The organism is Mesorhizobium sp. M7A.F.Ce.TU.012.03.2.1 (genome assembly GCF_004006095.1).
Lineage (GTDB): Bacteria > Pseudomonadota > Alphaproteobacteria > Rhizobiales > Rhizobiaceae > Mesorhizobium.
Map to the genome: position 1 here is coordinate 5,850,351 of NZ_CP034779.1, position 12,579 is coordinate 5,862,929.

The 12,579-nt window shown below is 61.4% G+C and carries 13 protein-coding genes and 1 pseudogene; 5 read left to right on the forward strand and 9 right to left on the reverse strand.

Annotated features, from left to right (window positions below; genetic code table 11):
- Positions 1 to 4 precede the first annotated feature (4 nt).
- Entirely contained in the window at positions 5 to 601 is a 597-nt protein-coding gene (locus EJ079_RS29135; RefSeq protein ID WP_127319025.1) for a glutathione S-transferase family protein, read from the reverse strand.
- Between the two features lie 126 nt (positions 602 to 727).
- Between EJ079_RS29135 and EJ079_RS33620 the strand changes: the two genes are divergently transcribed.
- Together EJ079_RS33620 and EJ079_RS29150 are read left to right on the forward strand one after the other, a co-directional pair.
- Positions 728 to 1,600, forward strand: coding sequence for a hypothetical protein (locus EJ079_RS33620; protein WP_210214651.1), 873 nt, complete (start codon positions 728 to 730; stop codon positions 1,598 to 1,600).
- 465 nt (positions 1,601 to 2,065) lie between these two features.
- Positions 2,066 to 2,371 (forward strand): transcriptional regulator, encoded by a 306-nt coding sequence (locus EJ079_RS29150; protein WP_127268687.1) that lies wholly within the window; start codon positions 2,066 to 2,068, stop codon positions 2,369 to 2,371.
- Between the two features lie 21 nt (positions 2,372 to 2,392).
- Here the strand turns inward: EJ079_RS29150 and EJ079_RS29155 are convergent.
- The 6 genes and pseudogenes from EJ079_RS29155 to EJ079_RS29180 form a co-directional block, all read right to left on the reverse strand.
- Positions 2,393 to 2,706 (reverse strand): annotated as a pseudogene (locus tag EJ079_RS29155) (LysE family transporter); the annotation flags it as partial.
- Between the two features lie 31 nt (positions 2,707 to 2,737).
- Positions 2,738 to 3,574 (reverse strand): DMT family transporter, encoded by an 837-nt coding sequence (locus tag EJ079_RS29160; protein ID WP_127810841.1) that lies wholly within the window; start codon positions 3,572 to 3,574, stop codon positions 2,738 to 2,740.
- Complete coding sequence (locus EJ079_RS29165) at positions 3,571 to 4,152, reverse strand: TetR/AcrR family transcriptional regulator (RefSeq protein ID WP_127810842.1); 582 nt, start codon at positions 4,150 to 4,152, stop codon at positions 3,571 to 3,573. Before EJ079_RS29165 ends, EJ079_RS29160 begins: the two co-directional genes overlap by 4 nt.
- Positions 4,153 to 4,285: 133 nt before the next feature.
- A complete protein-coding gene (locus EJ079_RS29170) occupies positions 4,286 to 4,738 on the reverse strand; it encodes a hypothetical protein (protein ID WP_023813788.1) in 453 nt (150 codons plus the stop codon).
- A 193-nt stretch (positions 4,739 to 4,931) separates the two neighbouring features.
- A complete protein-coding gene (locus EJ079_RS29175) occupies positions 4,932 to 5,786 on the reverse strand; it encodes a 23S rRNA (adenine(2030)-N(6))-methyltransferase RlmJ (RefSeq protein ID WP_127397707.1) in 855 nt (284 codons plus the stop codon).
- Between the two features lie 62 nt (positions 5,787 to 5,848).
- Positions 5,849 to 6,454, reverse strand: a complete 606-nt coding sequence (locus tag EJ079_RS29180) for a hypothetical protein (protein WP_127810843.1) — start codon at positions 6,452 to 6,454, stop codon at positions 5,849 to 5,851.
- 704 nt (positions 6,455 to 7,158) lie between these two features.
- Here EJ079_RS29180 and EJ079_RS29185 point away from each other — a divergent pair.
- Both EJ079_RS29185 and galE read left to right on the forward strand, forming a co-directional pair.
- The gene (locus tag EJ079_RS29185; RefSeq protein ID WP_127270640.1) at positions 7,159 to 8,196 is read left to right on the forward strand and encodes a UDP-glucuronic acid decarboxylase family protein; all 1,038 of its coding nucleotides are present in this window, start codon (positions 7,159 to 7,161) and stop codon (positions 8,194 to 8,196) included.
- The gene (gene galE / locus EJ079_RS29190) at positions 8,193 to 9,272 is read left to right on the forward strand and encodes a UDP-glucose 4-epimerase GalE (protein ID WP_127810844.1); all 1,080 of its coding nucleotides are present in this window, start codon (positions 8,193 to 8,195) and stop codon (positions 9,270 to 9,272) included. Before EJ079_RS29185 ends, galE begins: the two co-directional genes overlap by 4 nt.
- Here the strand turns inward: galE and EJ079_RS29195 are convergent.
- Positions 9,226 to 9,666 (reverse strand): hypothetical protein, encoded by a 441-nt coding sequence (locus EJ079_RS29195; protein ID WP_348629725.1) that lies wholly within the window; start codon positions 9,664 to 9,666, stop codon positions 9,226 to 9,228. The two genes, galE and EJ079_RS29195, sit on opposite strands and share 47 nt — an antisense overlap.
- A gap of 349 nt (positions 9,667 to 10,015) precedes the next feature.
- Entirely contained in the window at positions 10,016 to 10,519 is a 504-nt protein-coding gene (locus EJ079_RS29200; protein ID WP_127397615.1) for a DUF995 domain-containing protein, read from the reverse strand.
- 328 nt (positions 10,520 to 10,847) lie between these two features.
- On the opposite strand from EJ079_RS29200, the gene EJ079_RS29205 reads away from it, so the two are divergent.
- Positions 10,848 to 12,473: a glycosyltransferase family 39 protein gene (locus EJ079_RS29205; protein ID WP_127810845.1), complete on the forward strand. Its 1,626-nt coding sequence runs from the start codon at positions 10,848 to 10,850 to the stop codon at positions 12,471 to 12,473.
- Positions 12,474 to 12,579: the final 106 nt, after the last annotated feature.

Below are 12,579 nucleotides of genomic sequence, written 5' to 3' on the forward strand. Positions count from 1 at the left end.
GCTATCAACCAGGAATGCACGGCTTCAGTTCTGGAAACTTCTCGTCGAAGCGTGCCGCCCATCGCGTCAGCCGGGCGCGACCCTTCTCCCATTTTCCGGCAAAACGCAGCGAGAGATAGCCAAGGCAGGCGCGCAGCGCCATCTGGCCGGCGGTGATCTTCTTCGGCAGCTTCGGCGGGTTGGCATTCAGCAGGTCGAGTGCCGCCGTGATCTTCGCCCACTGGCGATCGAGCCAAGGCTGATAGACCATCTCCTCGGGCCGCGTGCGCCGTTCATAGACCATCGACAGCGCGCAGTCGCAAATGCCGTCGGCCAACGCCTCCAGCACTTCAGCCTCGAGCCGCTTGTCGGGATTGCGTGGAAAAAGCGCGCTCTTCGACAAACGGTTGAGATGCTGGGTGATGGCGCGACTGTCGTGGATGGAGCGGCCGTCGTCGAGCACCAGAACCGGGATCTTGCCGAGCGGGTTGGCGCCGATCAGTTCGGCCGGTTTGTCGTCGGTTTTGACCGCCACCGTTTCGATGTCGATGCCGGCATAGGCGGCTGCCATGCGCACTTTGGAACTGTAGGGAGAGGAGGACGCATAGAGCAGTCTGGGCATGATCGGTTTCCTGTTTTGCAGGCCGGCAGTGTTGACCGATCAAGCGCGATCGAGCAATGGCCAGAAGCGGAAAACCCGGCCGCCAGCGAGCGGACTCATCGGCCGGGGCCGTTTGGCGAGCGCTCCATGAAGACGGTGCTTGATCACATAGTCGCCGAGTTGCCAGAATCGCAGGGATCACTCAGCCGACAGCCAAGACCGAAGGGCCTCGCGCCGATATTTCATCAAGCGAATGAATGGCACAAAAAGCCCCACCGGACTCCGCCCTATGGCGAAGTCCTGGGAGCTGCGAAAAGATATCCTCCGTCCGCCTCTGTTCTCGCCTTCCGACTGCCAAACAACGAACGGGGCGCCTGTCAGGCACCCGCCCTTGACTGTTTCGGCACCGCCCCCGGCGAGGGAAGACGCGACTACTTCTTGCCGGCCTTGGCGGGTGCTGCCTTCGGCTTGGCCGCAGGTGCCGCTTTCTTCACCGGCGCTGAAGATTTCGCTGCCGCAGCCTTCTTTGCCGGAGCAGCCTTCGCAGCCGGCTTCTTGGCCGGTGCAGCCTTGGCAGGTGCAGCCTTGGCAGCCGGTTTTTTTGCAGGTGCTGCCTTCTTCGCTGCGGGTTTCGCCGCAGCCTTCGCTGCAGGCTTCTTGGCTGGTGCCGCCTTCGCCGCCGGCTTTGCCGCGGCCTTGGCGGGTGCTGCTTTCTTCACTGCCGGTTTCGCAGCAGCTTTCGCTGCCGGCTTCTTGGCCGGTGCTGCTTTTGCCTTGGCAGCCGCGGCCTTCGGCTTGGCAGCGGGTGCTGCTTTCTTCACTGCAGCTGCGACCTTCGCCGTCGCTGCTTTTGCGGGTGCTTTCTTTGCCGGTGCCTTCGACGCCGGCGCTTTGGATGACTGCTTAGCCATGCGATGCCCCTTCCGTTGTGCCGACGGCCGTAATGACCCGGCGCGCTCATGCATATCTGACTCGCGGCTTGCTAGCCAGCGAAGCAATAGACTGATTTTCGCAACTTAACTTTCGGTTACGATCGGCACATGATCGTGCTGATCGTCGCAGAAATTCACTGCTGATCTTCGACCATCGGCTAGAATGTGTCGCCGACATTCTCCACACTCCGCGGGAGCGCTCTTCTCGTGAAGCTCCGAAGATCAGCGAACAGCTTTGCGTGTCGATCTTCGTTCGCCAATATCATGACCACAGCCTCAGCGGTGCGATCATCTCATGCAGGCGGACGATCTATACTGCAATGCGGCAGCCGGCCAATGCACCACCTTGTCAAGCGCGATCGCAGACCCGATTGCTCGTGAATTGACAGACTACTCTATATGCCAGAGTATTCTGCACGGCATGCCGGAGTACTTCGATGTCCATCGCACAGGGGCAAATGGCGCTGTCGCCGTTCGAGATTGCCAAGACGGTCCGCCACGGCGGCGGCATGGTTGTCGGTGGCCTCCGGCTTGGCTGCACCGGAGCCAATCGATGAGTGCCGACGAAATCATCCACCAGAGCACTCGGCTCAGGATCATGGCCGCGCTGAACATGCTGGAAAGGCGCCAAACGCTGGACTTCACCGGGCTGAAGGCCATCGTGGACGTCACCGACGGCAATCTCGGCGCGCATCTCGATACGCTGGCCAGGGCCGGTTATGTCGACATCGAAAAGCTGTTCGTCGGCCGCCGGCCGCAGACGCGCGTCAAGGCGACCACGAGTGGACGGCGCGCGTTCCGCGGCCACGCCGCATTCCTGCGCAAGATCATCGATCAGGCGATGCCGCGCAGGAAATAGCGTGGCGACTGGGCAATCAGCTCAGCGCGCGGCAACAACGGCAACGCCGGCGCCGATCATCACACCGCCCGCCGCGCGGTCACCCGGCGTACGATCCCTGGCGTGCGCAACAGGTTGCGGGCGCGGCCGGCGAGGATGACATGAACGCCGATCACCACCGCTTCAACGGCCAGGATCACCATCATCAGCACACCAAGATAAGCAGCATTGAGCGATGCGCCGACGCCGCCAGGCAACAGCGCGACGTAGAACAACGGCATTTTCGGATTGCCAAGATTGAGCGCGATGCCGGTGGCAAAAATCGTCAGCAGCCCTCGCCGTCCTGAGACGGGCTGCCGTCCAGAATCTTCGCGATCCGCATTTCCGTCACGGCTGATAGCCGAGGCAGATGGCGCCGAGCGCGACGATAGCGCAGGCGCCGACCCGCCGTGGCGTCAGCATCTCGCCGAGGAACAGGCGTCCGATGAAGGCCGCGAAGACGACGCTGGTTTCGCGGATCGCGGTGATCGGACCTGCTGGTCCGAGCGCGAAGGCCGCGACCACGACACCGTAGGCCAGAAGTGCAAACAGGCCTCCGCCCAGCGCCTTCCAGGTTTCAGGCGCGCGCAGGTCGACAATGAGCCGGCCACGGCAGGCGACGAAGGCCGCCGGCAGCAACGCGCCGTAGATCAGCAGGACCCATGCGGTGTAAGCGCCGGCATTTCCCGCCGCGCGAACGCCGAGCGCATCGACCGTCGCATAGGCGGCGATGATCGCTCCCGTTGCCAATGCATAGAATATCGATGTCGTGGCGGCCCTGCCCCGTCCGAGTGAAAGGCCCATGATGCCGCCAGCGACCAGCGCGACGCCGACGGTCTGCGGCAGAGTGAGCTGCTGGTTGGCCAGGAAGAACCCGCCGAGCGTGACAAGCAGCGGCACGCTGCCGCGAACGATCGGATAGACCCGCCCCAGTTCGCCATATCTGTAGGCGGCCACGAGAAACAAGGTGTAGCCAACCTGCAGGCAGGCCGAGAGCACGATATAGGACCAGGCCGGCGCGGCCGGAAGGTCGTGGAAGAAGGCGAAGGGGATGGCGAGCGCCGTGCTTGAAAAGCTCATGACGGTGACGGTCCACAACCTGTCGGCCCCCGTGCGCAGGAACGCGTTCCAGCTTGCGTGCAGGATCGCCGCAAACAATGCGAGCCCGATGACCAGCGGGCTCATTGCGGCCGGCGCGAGGCGGCGACGATGCCCATGGCCGCCTTGCGGGAGTCGCGAATGGCGGCTTCTGCCTGCCCCATCTGCGCCAGCAAGGTCGCACCTTCGATCAGCATAAGCAGCGTCGCCGCCACGCTCTCGGCGCGGCCGTGCGGCATCATCTCTTCGAGGATAGACTGCATGCGCCGCTTGAGGCCGTTCTTCTGCCTGACAACGGCCTCGAAAATCGGGTGCCCGGGATCGCCGAACTCGGCCAGCGCATGTGCGAACAGACAGCCATGGAAATCCGGGCTGCGGAACCAGCGTGCATGCCAGTCGAAGATTTTTCCGATTTTCTGCTCCGGCGGAACGTCCCCCTGGGCGAGCCGGTCGAGTTGGCGGTCGAAACGCATAGCGCGATAGTCGAGCACCTCGACGATCAGTTCGTCCTTGCTGGGAAAGTGGCGATACATCGTCATCTTGGCCACATCGGCTTCGGCGATGATCCGGTCGATACCGGTGGCATGGAAGCCGGCGCGCTTGAACAGCACGTAGGCCGTGTCAACGACGTGTTGGCGCTTGCCGGAAGCGGACGATGGCGTCATGGAGATTACCTAGTAGTGAGACAGGTCTGTCTCGCCTGTATGCGACGGATCGAACCTGCTGTCAACGGCACGAAAAAACGCCTGCGGCCGATCAGGCCACAGGCGCGAAAGAGATTGGAAGGGGAAACGGGGTCTAGCGCAGAATGCGGCAGCGGCCGTTGTAGACCATCCAGCGGTCGAAGCCCGAGACGCAGAATTCGACATTGTCGCCGATCGAGGCAAAGCCCTGGCCTTCCTCGATCAGGTACCAGATGGTGCGATCGCGGCCGTCGGACAGGCTGACGGTGGCGCCGCAATAACGGCGACCGATCGGCCAGGTATCGTTGGCCGCCAGATAGCGATGCTGGTGGATGCGCCGGAAATCGGTGATCTGCACGTCAGGCAGATGCGGCACGTGATGCACCTGATAGGAAAAGCGGCTGGTGATCTTGTTCAGTACCCAGGGCTGACCGCAGACCCCGCTGTCTTCATCGGAATAGACCGTAAGATCGGCGGCCTGCACGGTCTGGGTGATACCGAGAGGCGCGGCAAGCGGGGTGCAGAGCGAAATCAGGGCGGCAAGGGCGGATTTGGCGAAGCGAGTCATGGCAGCCTCTCAAGGTCGATTGCGCGCACTGTGCGGATTCGCTTGGCGGCGGTCAAGCGGTTGCGTTGACAATGGTTTCCCAGTTTGAAACCGCTTTTTGACCAAAGCCGAATTTGCACGCACCGGAATGGCTCTGGCACGTTCATATCCAGACCCAAAGGAGTACGGTCACTGGGTCGTCGATGAGCCCGCCTCAAGCCTGCTCGCCGGCCAGCCATTCCAGCGACCAGTGCGCCGGCCGCCCCACCGCAAGCAGCCTGTGCAGGGCCGGCAGCAGCGTCCGCAGCTCGCCCTCCAGCGTGAACGGCGGGTTGACCACCAGCAGACCGCTGCCGTCGAGGCTGGGTTCCGAAGAGGCCGGCCTGATCTCGAACTCGATATCGAGCAGCTTCGGAATGCCGGATTGCTTCAGCGCCTTGCGGAAGGCGATGATCGCCTTGCGGTCCTTGATCGGATACCAGAGCGCGTAGATGCCGCCGGGCCACCGCTTGTGCGCCCTTATCAGCCCGTCGACGAGGCGTTCGAACTCACCCGCTTCCTCGAATGGCGGATCGATGAGGACAAGGCCGCGCTTTTCCTTCGGCGGCAGATGCGCGCCGAGCGCCAGCCAGCCATCGAGCTCGATGATCCGGGCCTGGAAATCGCCGGCAAAGAACGTCCTCAGCCTCGCGGCATCCTTGGGGTGCAGCTCGATCGCCGTCAGCCTGTCCTGCTTGCGCATGAGATGGCGCGCAATCAACGGCGAGCCCGGGTACTTCTGGATGCCACCCTCGGGGTTGAGCGACCGTATAGTCTCCAGATAAGGCGCGAGCAGCGCCGCCACCGGAGCGGCGAACGGGGCATCGATCAGCCTGCCGATGCCGCCTTGCCACTCACCCGTCTTCTGCGCCTCGGCGGACGACAGGTCGTAGCGGCCGATGCCGGCATGGGTGTCGACGACCCGAAACGCCTTATCCTTCTGCTTCAGATACTCGAGCAAGCGCGTCAGCACGACATGCTTGACGACGTCAGCGAAATTCCCGGCATGATAGGCGTGGCGGTAGTTCATGGTTTTGTGCCGTTATGCATGTCGTTGTCCCAAAACCGCTGCACACTTTTGGGCGACATGCATCAGCCCCTGCCCCAACGCGGCGGTGGCGGCTGCGAGTTCGGATTTTCCGGCCGGCCGCCACGAGTGCGCAAAGTCAGCAAGAATCCGATCAGGCCGATCGCCATCAGCGCGAAGCCGACCGGCCGTGCACGGCTGTCGATCTCGCCGGCGCCGGAGCGCAGGATGAGATCGACCGCCCGCATCGGTATGTCGTCGGCATCACCCGGTCCAACGGTGAAGGTATAGGGGCCCGGACTGACGGTCGCGATCACGCCGGCCTCGTCGCGAAAGATCTTGTCGGGCAGTTGCGGACTGACCTGGCGAGGGTTGTCGGAATGGTTGAACTGCAGCGTCGAGGCGAGCACCGTGCGGCCATTGCTTGCAGCGGTCAGCGTCAGCACGGTGCGCTGCTGCGAAACGATGCGCTCTGCTCTTGCGGTCAGGTCGACCAGCACCCGCACCGGCGCGTCGCGGCCGGAGAGCGGCACCGTCAGCGGCTTGAAGCGGCCCTGCTCATAGACCCGCCAGGTGCCGATCTCATGGCCGGAGAAGTTGCTCATCGCCCAGGGATAGACGACACCGATGCCGGCGCCGACGAGCAGGATCAGGACAAACAGAAAGCGCATTCAGATCACCATGGCGTATCGTGACCTTGCCAATAGCGCCCCGACGGCCAAAAGGCGATGGCCAGTTGCGGGCAGCCACCTGGAGGTGGGCCGTGCGGGCGAGCGCAACCAGATTGGCGGCGTGGCCGCGCAACAATTCAAGGTTCTACCTATGCGCTCAAAAATTAAGCCGAGTATTTCGCGCGCTGCGCTGACATCGCTGTCGGCTCATTCTCGGCCGTCCTTGCTGTCAAGTTTCGATTCTACCTCAAGGGACAGCTTCCGCGTCCGGTCATACATTGTCGTCGATCGAGCCAATATGCTGTTTAGTAAAGAGGATTTTCCGTATGCGCCGTGTTTCAGCCCGAGAGACGCTCGCCCCCTCATGTTAACCATCCGCGAGCGCACTTGGTTAAGAAATCACTAATTTAGTTGACTATAATTTCCACAGGTATATTTTCGATATGTTGGGATGTGCAATTTGGGCGAGCAATCGGCGATGGTGACACCGAGCGGGTGACCGCGTTTTCGGGGCGCAGAGAATGCTGAGCGGCAGCACGGAGGTCGTGTAGTCGTACCAGCTTCGCGAAAGCCAAAGAACAATTAACGCACATCAGTGATGGCGATTCCGCAGACGCGGAGGTTTGCCACGTTCTCAGGAACGTGGCCGGGCGATGCTTTGTCCCGGCCCCGGCGGTAGCGTGTGCGGTGCGTGCGAGGAAAGCATGGGTAAGCTTGTCAAGGTTCTGAAACTGGAATCCGGCAGCCAAAGGGGCGCCAACCAAAGCCGACGACGCGCCCTTGTCGCCGGAGGAGCGGGGTTTTTAGGATCGCATCTGTGCGAACGTCTTTTGCGGGACGGATACGACGTTGTCGCGCTGGACAATTTCCACACCGGAAAAAGATACAATCTCAATACCCTTCTGCGTAATCCGAGCTTCACCTGTATCGAGCACGACATCGTCGATGCACTGCCTTCGGATCTTCAGTGCGACGAGATCTACAATCTCGCCTGCCCCGCCTCTCCGCCGCACTACCAGGCAGACCCGATCCACACCTTCAAGACAAGCGTGCTTGGATCGCTGAACCTTCTGGAACTCGCGCGACAGAACAAGGCCAAGATATTCCAGGCCTCTACGTCCGAAGTCTATGGCGATCCCTTCGTGCATCCACAGCCCGAGAGCTACTTCGGCAACGTCAACACGCACGGACCGCGTTCCTGCTATGATGAAGGCAAGCGCTCGGCCGAAACCCTGTTCTTCGATTATTCGAGAACCTATGGCCTCGATATCCGTGTCGCCCGCATTTTCAACACCTACGGGCGCCGCATGCAGCCCGACGATGGACGCGTGGTTTCGAACTTCATCGTCCAGGCGCTGCGCGGCGAGGACCTGACCGTCTATGGCAGCGGCCAGCAGACGCGCTCCTTCTGCTATGCCGACGACCTGATCGAGGGCTTTGTCCGGCTGATGAACGCGCCGAGCGCGCCCACCCACCCGGTCAATCTCGGCAACCCTGCCGAATTCACCATCATGGAACTGGCGACGCTGGTCGTCGATTACACCAACGCCCGATCGAAGATCGTGCATCGGCCGCTGCCCGTCGACGACCCCAGGCAGCGCAAGCCGGACATCTCTTTTGCCAAGGCCAATCTCGGCTGGGAGCCGAAAATCAGCTTGAGCCAGGGACTCGCGCGTACCGTCGAGTATTTTGACACCCTGCTCTACGGAAACCGCATTGCCAGAGGAGCTGCCGCCTCATGAGCCGGCCGGCAGTCCTGGTGACGGGTGGAGCCGGCTTCATCGGCAGCCACACCTGCAAGCAGCTGGCCTCCGCCGGCTACGTCCCGGTGGTTTTCGACAATCTGAGCCGCGGCAACGAGAGGTCCGTCGGCTGGGGTCCGCTCGTCGTCGGCGATATCCGGGATCGGGATGCATTGAAGCGGGCGATGGAAACCCACCGGCCGACGGCTGTGATCCATTTTGCGGCGCTGGCCTATGTCGGAGAGTCCGTTCGCGAGCCGGCCGAATATTATTCAACCAATGTGACAGGCACCATCGCGGTGCTCGATGCCGCACGCGCTTGTTCGGTCGAAAACATCATCTTCTCCAGCAGCTGTGCGACGTACGGCGTGCCGGAAGCGTTACCCGTTCGCGAGACCTCCTCGCAAAATCCGATCAGCCCTTACGGGCGCTCCAAGCTGATGGGCGAACAGATCATCGGCGACTATGCATCCGCGTATGGAATGAAATTTGCTATCCTGCGCTACTTCAACGCTTGTGGCGCCGATCCCGACGGCGAGCTTGGTGAGTGGCATTCGCCGGAAACCCACCTGGTTCCCAGAGTGCTCATGGCCGCATCGGGCATCATCGACGCGATCGAGGTTTTCGGCACCGACTACGACACATCGGACGGCACTTGTGTAAGGGATTATATCCACGTCACCGATCTGGCCCGCGCCCACCTGAAAGCGCTCATGCATCTCGAGGGTGGCGGGCAAAGCCTGGCGGTCAATCTCGGCACGGGGCGGGGCGTCTCCATCAAGGAAATCGTCAAGGCGGTCGGCCGAATGACGTCAAGACCGGTCCCGGCAGTGTTCAGAAGCCGGCGCCCCGGAGATCCGGCGGAGCTCTACGCCGATCCGGGAGCCGCACGCGAACAGCTTGGCTTTGTGCCGGAACTTTCAGACGTCGATACGATTGTCAGGACAGCCGCTCCTTTTTTCGGACTGAAGACCAGGCCAATGAAACTGCCGCCAGCCAGGGCGGCAACGTCGGTCGCCGCTCGACGGGTCAGAGATAGCGGGGGCGACAGCTCGCGCGCTGGCCAAACCCGCTAGGGCTGCAGATATAAGGCGAGCCGCCGGAGAACGTGCCGCCATCGCCAGGATTGAACGAGATTTTCACCGGCGCCGGCGTGCTGGCTCTGATCCGTTGCGGTGGTGCAAAGGCGTAGCCACTTTCAGTTCCTGTTGTGCTTGTCATCTGGATCGGAAGGTCGGCCCGGAGCGAGCGCACGAGAAATCCGGCCTGCACGGGCTGGACCGCGGGCTGGCTGCGGATGGCGTGGACCACAGGCTTGACGAGGACCGAATTGGTTTCGTTCGCATCCATACTCTGACAGCCTGCAACCACAGAGATCACCGCCGCGGCCGCAACGATAGCCACGATATTTCTAATAGATACGATATTTTTGCTTGGGTTGACTGCACCCATCGCTGATTTTTTCATCATGTGTCCCTTGCTATCAAGTATAAGCCAAGGGCGCATCGCGACATACTATGCTTCGCCGCTCTCACGCCGCATGAGTGACCACTCGCACATCACACGTCAATATTAGACATCACTAATTATTAAATTTCATCAAAACCGTATGGTAGGGCCCATCGTCTCGTCGTTCTGTCAGATAAAGTTGGATGCCATCAACCAGCGACCGGCGCGCCGACGGGGCCAGCCGAACTGCTTGATGTCCTACCATAAGCGATTCGCCAGATCCCTGACAGGTGCCTTGCAATTGCAGTCCGCTCTCGAAAGCGGGATTGAATGATTTTGTTCAACTCGTCAGGATGGGTCGGCTGCGTACCTAATTTTTGGAATCGACCAGCTTGCGGGTCTCTTCGAACTGCGCGCCCTTCGGGTTGCCCACTTCGAATTTCCGGTATTCGTCGGAAGTATCCTCGGGAGATCGCTTGAAACTGTACCATTCCCCATCCGGATCCTCGCGTTTCTCGATGTTCCCGCCCTGAATCCGGTGGCTGTAGCAGGTGCGTTTTTGCTTGCCGGTGTAGCCCTTCGACCGCCAGGCGAGTTCCATGCACATCTTACCGTTGCTGGTGACCAGCCATCTGCCCGCCGCAAAAGATGCCGTGTCCGGCCCGGACGTCCAGGCCTCAAGGCGTCGATTGCCCTGTGCGAAATAGGCTGCTCCGTCTTTCCACACCCATGTGCGATCGGCGTAAAGAAGCGACATCTCGTAGGCAGTCGGAACGGTGGCGACAACCGCTTGCGCAGGTCCGCTGTCTTTGGCGGCAGCCGCATGCGCTGTTCCCGAAAGCGCCGTCTGGCCGCAGAGGGCCAGGAGAAACATAAGCTGCGTGCAACTTGCGAACCGACGGGGTCTGTGTTGCCGACGGTCGACGCAAAGCGGCGGCAATCTGGTCAGAGCTGTCGGTACAATTGGCGTGCGCATGCCTGTTTGGCCCAAGGTAGCACTATCAGCGCTCTGACAGCCTAGGAAACTAGTTAACAGTCGCGAGAACGGTGATGTCAACCTTCGCCAAGCGGATTAACAACAACTATTCGAGACACACGCAGCCGCAATCGTCAAAATTAAGAATTGCGTCGTATATTCCTCTACCTCCGACAATCGCGCTCAAAAGCAACATCCGTAGACGTCAGGGAGGACGCGGTTTCAAATGACGGACGACCCGGAGTTGAATCAGGCCGAAGGTCAGCAATACCTGCAGTCAAGCGACCGGGAGATGGCTGCTCGCAGCACCCTGAGCCCCAACATGGCGATATTGCTGGGCATCCTGTTCATTGCGGTCGTGTTCAGGTTCCACAACATCACCTTGCCACTCGTCGATGCCTTCAGCTGGCGCGAGGTAAGCACGGCAATGATGGCCGACAATTTCCAGCAGCGCAGCTGGAACATCTTCTTTCCGGAGGTCAGCTGGACCGGGCCCGGGCCAAGTTATCAGGGCCGCGAGTTCCAGATCGTCAGCTATCTGACCGCCCTGCTCTATCAACTCTTCGGCTGGCACGACTGGTTCGGCCGCATGGTAGCGGCCTTCTTCGGTCTTGTGACGGTGTTTTCGCTGCACAGGCTAACGGCCATATGCTGGGACGAGACCCACGCTCACGCCGCGGCACTTGCCTACGCGCTGATGCCGGCGGCGATCATGATCGACAGCTCGTTTCTTCCCGATCCCGCGATGCTGGCCCTGGTGACGCTCGGCGTCTGGCTGTTCGCGAAATACTGGGCCGGAGGCAGCGGCTGGCTCCTGCCGCTTGCCACGGCGAGCTTCTCGCTCGGCGTGCTGGCAAAGCCGCCGGGCCTCGCCGCCGGCGCCGTCATCTTCTACCTCATGGTTTCCTGGGTTCTTGAGAAGAAGCGAAAGCAGGCGGCCAAGGTCTTCCTGTTGGGGCTTTTGAGCTTGGCCATCATCGGCGCCTATTTCAGCTGGGCCATTTATCTCGGCCGCAGCTATCCGCCGTTTCATGTCGCGGGCAGCGGCTATATCTGGGATTCCGGTTTCTGGACATTCTTCAGGAACAGCTTCTACTTCAAATCCGTATGGAACACCTCGGTCTGGTGGTTCTATGGCTATCCGTTCATGGTGCTGATCGCGATCGGTTTCTGGCTGCCGCCCAGACCCGTCGAAGACCCCAAGCAACCCACTCTTTCGGCCATCCCTTATGTTTGGCTGGCTGCGGCCATGGTCGTCTATCTGGCGGCAGCGCGCGAGATCACCAGCAATCCCTGGAACTACCACATCTTCCATGTGCCATTCGCGATGTTCTGCGGCCGCGGCGCGTTTCTCCTGGCAACGCTTGCATCGGGACCCGTTCTGTCCCCGGCGGTCGTGCTGCGCGCGATCTGCATCGCGGCCGTCACGCTGGTCTGGTCGACTTTTCCCCTTGTCAGGACAATGAAGACGCCGATCGCCATGAATGGCAAGCTGCTTGGCGACGAACTGGCGCGGTTAGCGCAGCCGGGCGACCTCGTCGTCGCCATTGCGCCCGAGGTCGGCGATCCCGTCGCCGTCTACTACAGCAGAGCGCGTGGCTGGGTGTTCCCGCCTGGCGGCGGCGATGTCGAATGGTCGAAATTCGTAGCGGACGATGCCACCGCGATCGCGCAGCTCGAGGAATTGCGCGCGCAAGGCGCGGACCTGTTCGGCACGGCCAAGAACGCCGCCGACAAGCAGGACCGGCTGTTCCTCGAGCATCATGACGGGGTCATCGACTATCTCGACAAGACCGCAACCAAGCTTGTGGATTCGGACGATTTGCTGGTCTATAGGATCAGCCGTCCATAGAACCGCGACAGTCTGGGGCTGTGGGCCTTGGACAGGATATTGTCCCGACGGTTCGGCGGCCGCGTTCTCCTGCCGAAACTCGGCAAGCCGGTGGGCCAGGCGAACC